At 58.6% G+C, this 8617-nt stretch carries 7 protein-coding genes; 5 read left to right on the top strand and 2 right to left on the bottom strand.

Going from position 1 to position 8617, the window contains the following annotated elements; all coding sequences use genetic code 11:
- Nucleotides 1–115: 115 nt before the first annotated feature.
- Complete coding sequence (locus THIDRDRAFT_RS27505; protein WP_007043218.1) at nt 116–526, top strand: helix-turn-helix domain-containing protein; 411 nt, start codon at nt 116–118, stop codon at nt 524–526.
- A 62-nt stretch (nt 527–588) separates the two neighbouring features.
- Complete coding sequence (locus tag THIDRDRAFT_RS22425; RefSeq protein ID WP_007043217.1) at nt 589–1653, top strand: IS481 family transposase; 1065 nt, start codon at nt 589–591, stop codon at nt 1651–1653.
- On the opposite strand, the gene THIDRDRAFT_RS22420 is transcribed toward THIDRDRAFT_RS22425, so the two are convergent.
- Nucleotides 1611–3458, bottom strand: a complete 1848-nt coding sequence (locus tag THIDRDRAFT_RS22420) for an ABC transporter ATP-binding protein (RefSeq protein WP_007043216.1) — start codon at nt 3456–3458, stop codon at nt 1611–1613. The two genes, THIDRDRAFT_RS22425 and THIDRDRAFT_RS22420, sit on opposite strands and share 43 nt — an antisense overlap.
- A gap of 134 nt (nt 3459–3592) precedes the next feature.
- Between THIDRDRAFT_RS22420 and THIDRDRAFT_RS24215 the strand changes: the two genes are divergently transcribed.
- The 3 genes from THIDRDRAFT_RS24215 (at nt 3593) to THIDRDRAFT_RS24205 (ending at nt 8288) form a co-directional block, all read left to right on the top strand.
- Nucleotides 3593–6436, top strand: coding sequence for a hydrolase 1, exosortase A system-associated (locus tag THIDRDRAFT_RS24215; protein WP_007043215.1), 2844 nt, complete (start codon nt 3593–3595; stop codon nt 6434–6436).
- Between the two features lie 78 nt (nt 6437–6514).
- Nucleotides 6515–7522: a glycosyltransferase family 2 protein gene (locus tag THIDRDRAFT_RS24210; protein ID WP_007043214.1), complete on the top strand. Its 1008-nt coding sequence runs from the start codon at nt 6515–6517 to the stop codon at nt 7520–7522.
- A 70-nt stretch (nt 7523–7592) separates the two neighbouring features.
- The gene (locus THIDRDRAFT_RS24205) at nt 7593–8288 is read left to right on the top strand and encodes a hypothetical protein (protein ID WP_050984801.1); all 696 of its coding nucleotides are present in this window, start codon (nt 7593–7595) and stop codon (nt 8286–8288) included.
- 201 nt (nt 8289–8489) lie between these two features.
- On the opposite strand, the gene THIDRDRAFT_RS26955 is transcribed toward THIDRDRAFT_RS24205, so the two are convergent.
- The coding region (locus THIDRDRAFT_RS26955) for an IS4 family transposase (protein WP_245535916.1) at nt 8490–8617 on the bottom strand (128 nt) is incomplete at its 5' end.

Below are 8617 nucleotides of genomic sequence, written 5' to 3'. Positions count from 1 at the left end.
ATTCGGCAGCTGGAGCGGGAGTTACAGCGCAAGGAGTCGGCGCTGGCGGAGACGGCGGCCCTGCTGGTGCTGTCAAAAAAAAGCGCAGGCGATCGTGGGGGGGGGTAGAGGCGTGATGGTTAGTGCCTCAGATCGCCGTCGAGCCGTGGAGCTGATCGAACAGGCCCAACAGGTGGGGGCACGCTTGGCGCCGGCCTGTGAGGTCTTGGGCCTGAGTGTGCGCACGGTTCAACGCTGGACATGCGAGGGCGGGGTACGCGAAAACCAACGCCCGACGGCTGTTCGTCCCAAACCAGCCAATGCGCTCAGCCCCGAGGAAGAGCAGGCGATTCTGGAGGCCTGTCATCGCCCGGAATTCGCCCCTCTGCCGCCGGAGCAGATCGTGGTGCGTCTGCTCGATGAGGAGCAGTGCTATCTGGGCTCAGTCTCTAGCTGTTACGTCCCGTGTGATTATATGCCTGTTACGTCCCGTGTGATTATCTGCCTCGACGGAGCTATCCTTTGTTCCGAGCCCGCGAGGTGCTAGAGCACGTGGTCCACAAAGCCAGCGCTCGCGGAACAGCCCACAGCCCGGGAGCCTGATTGCCGATGGAAATCCGCCTGCATAAGAACGCGCGCACGACCCCAGCGATTCGTCGCGAGTTGCAAGCATCCACGTTGCCGAACAAGGTCCTCGCCGCCCAGTACAACCTCTCGGTCCAGACGGTGAGGAAGTGGCGGCGACGCACGGTGGTCGAAGATGCCTCACACCGCCCACACCGGCTCTCAACGACGCTCTCGCCCGAGCAGGAAGTCCTCGTGGTGGCCCTGCGTGAAACGCTGTTGCTGCCGCTCGACGATCTGTTGGCGGTTACCCGCGAATTCATCCACCCCGAGGCCTCGCGTTCGGCACTCGATCGGTGCTTGCGGCGCCACGGGATCTCCAACCTCAAGTCCCTGATCCCGCAGGAGGCGGACACCGCGAAGCGTCCGGTGAAGACCTTCAAGGACTACGCGCCTGGGTTCGTCCATGTCGACGTCAAGTACCTGCCCCAGATGCCCGATGAAGACCGCCGAAAATACCTCTTCGCGGCGATCGACCGTGCCACCCGCTGGGTCTATGTCGAGATCCTCGACGACAAGTCGGCGGCCTCGGCCAGTGGGTTTCTCGAGCGCCTGATCGCCAAGGCGCCATTCACCCTCACCAAGATCCTCACCGATAACGGCAAAGAGTTCACCGACCGTTTCTGCGCCACGGGCGAGCGCTCGCCGACGGGGCGGCATCGCTTCGATCAGGTCTGCGCCCAGCACACCATCGAGCATCGCCTGACCAAACCCAGAACTCCACAGACCAATGGCATGGTCGAGCGTTTCAATGGGCGCATCGCCGAGGTGCTGGCCACCACACGCTTCGACTCGTCGCAAAGTCTGGAGCAAACCATCACCCGCTACGTCCAGGTCTACAACCAACACATTCCGCAAAAAGCACTCGGGCACATCGCCCCGATTCAAGCCCTCAAGGATTGGGCCGAAAAGCGCCCCGAACTATTCAAAAAGCGTATATACAATCTTCGGGGACTTGACATGGCTATAATAACGGGAGGTCACTCCCTGAATAGGCACGTCCACGATTACTCAGCTGCGTCCACCGCTAGTGCTGGCGCAGTCATATAGCGTCTAAAAAAAACTGATTCAGAGATGGTTTCCCAGGCCCCTTCCGCAACGAGACAACCATTATCCAGTAAGAACACCTTGGCGCACGGCTCGACAGTGGTCAAACGATGGGCGACCAGAATGATGGTTTTTTCCCCGGCAAGATTATGGATCGCCTCCATGACCACTTTCTCGGTAGTATTATCGAGCGCGCTCGTGGCTTCATCGAACAGCAAGACGGCTGGATTGCGATAGAGCGCGCGCGCGATCCCGATGCGCTGGCGCTGCCCCCCGGAAAGTCTAACCCCACGCTCGCCGATGACGGTGTCGAGGCCCTGTGGCAATTGCTGGACGACGAAATCGTACAGATTTGCCAAACGCGCTGCTTTCTCGACCGCCTGCTGGTCGATTTCAGTTGGCGGAACGCCGAGGGCAATGTTCTCAGCGATGCTCTGGTCGGCCAGAAAGATATGCTGTGGTACATAACCGATACTGGCTTGCCAACATCGGATATTGTCGGCACCCAAGGGAACGCCATCGACGAGGATCTCGCCTTGCTCGGGCTGCAACAACCCGAGGAGGAGGTCGACCACTGTGCTTTTGCCTGCGCCGGAGGAGCCGATAAAGCCAACGGTCGTCCGCGCTGGAATCGTCAGACTCAAGTTGCTGATGGCCAGACGATCCGCACCGGGATAACGGTAGCTGAGATTTTCGATACGGATTTCACGCTGAGGAGCAAGGAATTCCGTTGCGAGCATGGGTCGTGGATCGACTTGTCGGAGATCGTTCATTTGATCAACAACATTGTCGACAGCCGGCATCGTGAATCGAATCGATGCGATCGCAGCAAAGATCTTCTGAAAGGCTGGGATCAGTTGTTTCCCAGCCAGGGCGTAGAGACCGATGATCGGCAGCATCCCGGCCAGACCTTGGTTGCCGCCAAGGAGATAGAGCACAACCAACAGCATACCGCCAAACGCTAAACCCTCCAGAACATAGAGGGGAAGATCCTGCAACAGTAAGGAATTCGCTTGATGGTTGGCAAACCGTATAGCGGGATTTCGGTATCGATCCAGGTAGGCGCTCTCGCGGCCGAGCAACAGGATTTCCTTGATCCCAGCGAAAACCTCGGCAACCACTGTAAACCGCTCTCGGTTCGCCTCCACTCGATCTCTGCCGATGCGTTCCAGCCAGGTACGGGCAACTAAGAAAGTCATCCCATAGAATAGAGCGAGTGTCCCAGACACGGTGAGCGCAAGCAAGGGGTTGGCGACGAGCAGCACCAGAATCATCGCAGCAGCAACAATTGAGGAACTGATCAGACGCAGCGCCGGAAGCAAGGCGTTATTGATGCCCTGGGCCGTTTCTTCCAGCACCGTCTTGGCGAGATCCCCCGAATTGCGATTCAAAAAAAAGTCATAGGGGCGACGCAGGAAGCCGGCCATGAGTCGACGGGACAAATAATACTGCTGGGAGTACGAAAAACGCACAGTTATCCAAGAAGTGCCTGCTTGCAGCGCGAGACTAATTAGATACAGAAAGAAGGCGAAGAATCCAACGTAATAGAGAAATCGTTCGGTCGAGCCGGCACCGGACCAATGATAAGCGAGGGCGAGCCAGGAATTGCTCTCCACCGTTTCCGGAGCAGCAACCAGCGAGAGAAACGGCATGATGGACACAACGCCAGCGGTCTGAGCGAAGGCCGAAAGCACCATCAGAACAAGAAGCCACCGAAAGCGATTGCGCTCTTGGGGCTCAATGAGCAAATAGAGCTTTTCGATAGCGCCGCGGAGCGGAATGCGCCGGACGAACTGCTTTAGTCTCATCGCACCGAACACTCGCGCAATCTGAAGGGTGTGCCCAAAGACATCATTGCTGCTTCCTGAAAAAACTGACCACAATGGACACGAATGGTGGTGTATCATAGCGGGCGAACACAATCACCGCAATTGAGCAAGGCGTGGACGACGCATCCAGAAACCGTATCCTGGTCCTTGATGGGGATCTGCCCCCTGCTCTGGCCATCGCGCGCACGCTCGCCCGGAGGGGGCTCCGGGTAGAAATCGCGAGCAATGAGCCCCGCCCGCTGGGGGGCTTTTCTCGCTATGTCGCCGCCACGCACCGTTATCCGAACCCTCTCGTCAGGTCCGCCGATTTCATCCGCTGGATTTCGGCGCAGCTCGAAGACCCTCGGCTTATCCTCGTCATCCCTGTCACCGAACGGACCTTGACGCCGCTGCACGCGAACCGGCAATGCCTTGACACATCACGGATCGCGATGGCACCGGAAGATGCGCTGCGGATCGCTCTGAACAAGGGTGAGACGGTCGCCCTCGCCGCCCGGCTCGGCATCCCCGTGCCGCTCAGTCGCGCCGTCCACACCCCGAACGACATCGATGCGGCGGCAGCTGGATTGGAGTTTCCCGTCGTCATCAAGCCGGCAAGCTCAATCGGCGTAGGCCAGCACGGCCAAGTCGCCTTGACCGTGCAGTATGCAACGGACCGCGCCGAGCTGCACCACAGGGTCCGCCATATCCTGCATCACGGTCGCGCGCTGATACAGGAGTATTTCGCCGGCGTTGGGGTCGGGATCGAGCTGATCGCCGAGCATGGGCGCATCCTCTACGCCTTTCAGCACCAGCGGCTGCACGAGTATCCGCTGACCGGCGGCGGCAGCAGCCTGCGATGCAGCACCGCGGTCGACCCGCATCTGCTCGAGGTCGCCGCACAGCTCATGGCCGCCTTGCACTGGCATGGTGTGGCCATGGTCGAGTTCAAGCACCGCCCGGCGACGGGCGAACTGCGGCTGATGGAGATCAACGGGCGTTTCTGGGGCTCATTACCCTTGGCGACCGCTGCCGGTGCGGACTTCCCCGGCATGCTCTATGAGCTGCTGGTGGAGGGCCGAGTCAAAGACCGCCCGCCCGCGCGAAACGGCGTGATCTGCCGCAACCTGACCCGTGATCTGAAATGGTACGAGTGCGTGCTGCGGCGCGACGCGCCAGAGCCGTTCGTCAGATACCCAAGCAGGCGCCAAGTGCTCGCAGACACGGCTTTGCTATTTTCGCCCCGCCATCACTTCGACGTGCAATCCTGGCGGGATCCGCTACCTGGGCTCGTCGAGATCGGCCGCCTGATCCAAACGCAAGCGCGGCGTGGGGGCGATTACCTCTCAGCCCAGCATCTGCGCCGGCGCCAGGCAGCCGCATGGCGCAAGGGCCGGATCAGCCGCCGCCTGCGCAAGGCGAGCCATGTCCTCTTCCTCTGCTATGGCAACATCAATCGCAGCGCCATCGCCGAGGTGCTGGCTCGCGCGCACTTCCCACCCCGCCTCACCATCTGCTCCGCCGGCTTTCACCCCCAAGCCGGTCGTCGGGCCGATCCCGTGATGGCAAGCGTCGCGCAGCAGCAGGGCTACGACCTCTCGGCAAGTCGCTCGCAGTGCTTGACGCCAGCGATGGCGGCCGCCGCGGACCTCATCTTCGTCATGGAAGTCGAGCACTTGCGCCGCATCCGTCGCGAGCTTCCCGCCGCGTCCGCAAAGACCTTTCTCCTCGCCGGCGCTGCGGAGCCGCAGCGGGCGTGCCGCGATATCGCGGACCCTTTCGGGCACTCCCACGCAACCTATGAAGGCTGCTTCGCGATGATCGCGGCCTGTATTGGCGCCATGGCGTCACTCTCCACGCACGGCGAGGGCCGCCATGAGATCGCACCCATCGCCCTTGGTTCTGGCCTCATGCGAGCCACAGGCCAGACTGACCGCCCGCCGCGCGGCTCGCCATCGCCCCGATCATGGCTCGACCGTCTGGTGCACCCGCGTTCTCAGCTTGCCAACTCGACGCATCCGCGCAACGCCAGACCGTCAGGGATGACCTATCAGGAATCGCCCATTCTGCTCGTCTGTCGCGGCCGGCGCCTCGTGGGACTCGTCACCACGCCCTGCGAAGGTGAACGACACGCCGAGGTTGGTCTCCTCATTCTTGTTGGCGGCTCCCAGTACCGAGCAGGAAGCCATCGCCAATTCACCTTGCTCGCCCGCGCCCTCGCCACGCAGGGCATCGTCAGCCTGCGGTTCGATTATCGGGGAATGGGCGATAGCGAGGGCGAAACCCGCGATTTCACCGCCGTCGACGCCGACATCGCCGCCGCCTTGGATAGCCTCTTCGCGCGCGCACCAAAACTGCGCTCCGTCGTCCTCTGGGGCCTTTGTGATGCGGCTTCGGCGGCCCTGATGTATGCGCCGGCGGACCCGCGCGTGAGCGGACTCGTCCTGCTCAATCCCTGGGCACCCCATGAACAGTCACGCGCCCGCGCCCGCCTCAAGCACTACTACGGCCCGAAGCTGCTGCAGTGGTCACTGTGGACCAAGATGCTCGCGGGCAAGCTCAGGCTTCATCCGTCCGTGCGCGAGTTACTGCATGCGCTGCGTCTCGCCTGCAACCTGCCCGCCATAAGCAGCCGCCTCCTTGGGGATGACGAAAGCGAGTCCGCTCGAGCTCGCTTAGATGTCGCAGGCTCCGACCCCGATGAACATGGCGAGGCCCGTGATCGGATGCTGCGAGCGCTCGGGACGTTTAACGGGGATATCCTCTTCATCTTGGCCGCTAACGACCTCACCGGCCGCGAGTTTCTGGCGTTGGTCGACTACGAGGCTGAATGGCGAAGGGTCTCCCAGCGAGCGGACATCACTTGGGAGTTGGTGCAAGGCGCAAGTCATACATTCGCGAGCGCGGAATGGCGTGGGCAGGTCGAACGCTCTACCGCGCGGTTTGTCCTCCGCACGGCTTCGAGCCCAACACCCTGAGAACCAGCAACGCGCTACGCGGCCGACAGCGACCCACATGCGACATCCCTCACACAAAAAAGGCTCCTGATCAAGGTCATGCTCACACCGGCACCGCGCCCGTTCTTCAGTGTCATCATCCCCACCCGCAACAAGCCCGCTGCCTTTGCCGTGGCTCTCGAGTCCGTGCTCGCGCAGGACTTCCTGGACAAAGAAATCGTCGTCGTCAACGACGGATCCGAGCCGCAGCATCTCGAGTGGTATGAAAGCCTCGAAAGATCGCCCCCCCATCAGGTATCCTTTATCCATCTGCCTGAAAGACCCAACGGCCATGGCCCCGGATTCGCCAGGAATACTGGCGTTTGGAAGAGTCGGGGCGAGTATTTATGCTTTCTCGATGACGATGACTGCTGGACCGATCCAGCGCATCTCCGTCGTGCTCATAGCGCCATTACAAGCCGCTCCTGCAACGTAGACGCCTACTATTCCAATCAAGAGGCATACTTCGAAGATGGCCGGCGGCAACAGGCTAGCGTTTGGCTCGAGGACTTGATTCCGCATCTCGAACCTTCAAAGGCGATCTTGCCGGACACCTATACTGTCACGGTCGAGCAGTTACTGAATAGCAGCGGTTTTGCGCACCTAAATTGTTCGATCATTCGAGCAGAGATTTATAAGAGCCTCGGCGGTTGCGATGAGGCATTACGCTACGAGGAAGACCGCGACCTGTATTATCGAACGCTCGACAAAGCCGAAGAAATATTATTCTGCACACGATTCATCGGCAAACATCAGATTCCGAATCACGCTCGAAAAGATAACGTATCGACATGCATCGACAACTACAATAAACGCCTCAATCAGATCCGTCTTTATGAGAAGTGCATACTCTTCTCCCGGAAGGAGCCGTTAAGACGACACTGTCATCTAGGCCTATCTTACGTCTATAAGCACATCACTCAGCAACTCAAAAGTGAAGGACGCTTTCGCGATGCCTCTGCCGCCGCATACAAAGCCTTGGCTCATCGCTTCACGATCAGATGGCAACTTTACTGCCTATTTTTGTTAACTCGAGGGATTTTTCAATCTAACCATGGAAATGCTTAGCCACATCAGAACTTTGGCCAACCACCCTCAAGCACTAAGACCTCTAAAGCATATTTTTCTATTGAGTCACATGCGAGCCTATACTAGCCTTCTCGGCCACATACTGGGAGATAACCCGGAGATCGAGGGCTACTATGAAATGCATATAGGCTACTTCAGCTGGAAGAGCCTAATACGTCAGCAACTACTATATTTCAAAGATCATACACCCAAAAGCGGCGCGCGATTCATCTTCGATAAGATATTGCACAATGAGCACCATGTCGCGTCCAACATCCTTGAACGAAAGGAGTGTTTTAATATATTTTCGATGCGCGAACCCAAAGAAACGATTAAGAGTATCGTCGCGCAGTTTCGCAGAGTGCGCCCAGGTCACTCAATGTGCGAAACGCAAGCAGTTATCGATTATTATCAATCAAGACTCACCAACTTGTCGGAACTATCAAGCCAGATACAAGGCAAATATCTTTATATGGATGCGCAAGCGTTGAAGCAGAATCCCAATGCCACACTAGCTTCATTGACTTCCTATTTGGAGTTAGAGTACCCGCTCAGCCCAGACTACCAGCTAAGACCGAAGACCGGGAAAGGGGACTCCGGCGATCATTCCCCAAACCTGTTGACCGGAAAGCTAATGGATTACCAAACAGACTACTCAGAGATCAAGCTTCCCGATGACGCTATCGAAAATCTCACAAATCTCTATCAAAAGACGAGAACCCAGCTGGTCCAAAATGCTAAAGAGCCGATTTTAGTCTCAAGCTGAATCCCTTCATGCAAAATCCAGAGTAAATGTCGGCCGGGAAGAACTTGCAGGCACAAGAATCGATTCGCAGTCAACGTCTTCTAGCTAGCATTTACTCAGATTCCAAAAGACCTCATTGCCAGAGAAGTGGCCCTTCATCTGGTCATGGCGCTATTAGACGCGCTAGACGCCTCCTGACACGTCGCACTAGAGATCATAGCTTTACCCATAACTCGCCCCTGCGGAACGCTGAGCCTCAAGAGCGAGCACGAAATCAGCCGCGCGTTGCAGCCCGATCCACAGGGATTGCGGTCCCGGGAAGCCATCACTTTTTCGGTTGAGGAAGCCAC

The organism is Thiorhodococcus drewsii AZ1 (genome assembly GCF_000224065.1).
GTDB lineage: Bacteria > Pseudomonadota > Gammaproteobacteria > Chromatiales > Chromatiaceae > Imhoffiella > Imhoffiella drewsii.
This window is presented reverse-complemented; position numbering and strand designations above follow the sequence as displayed.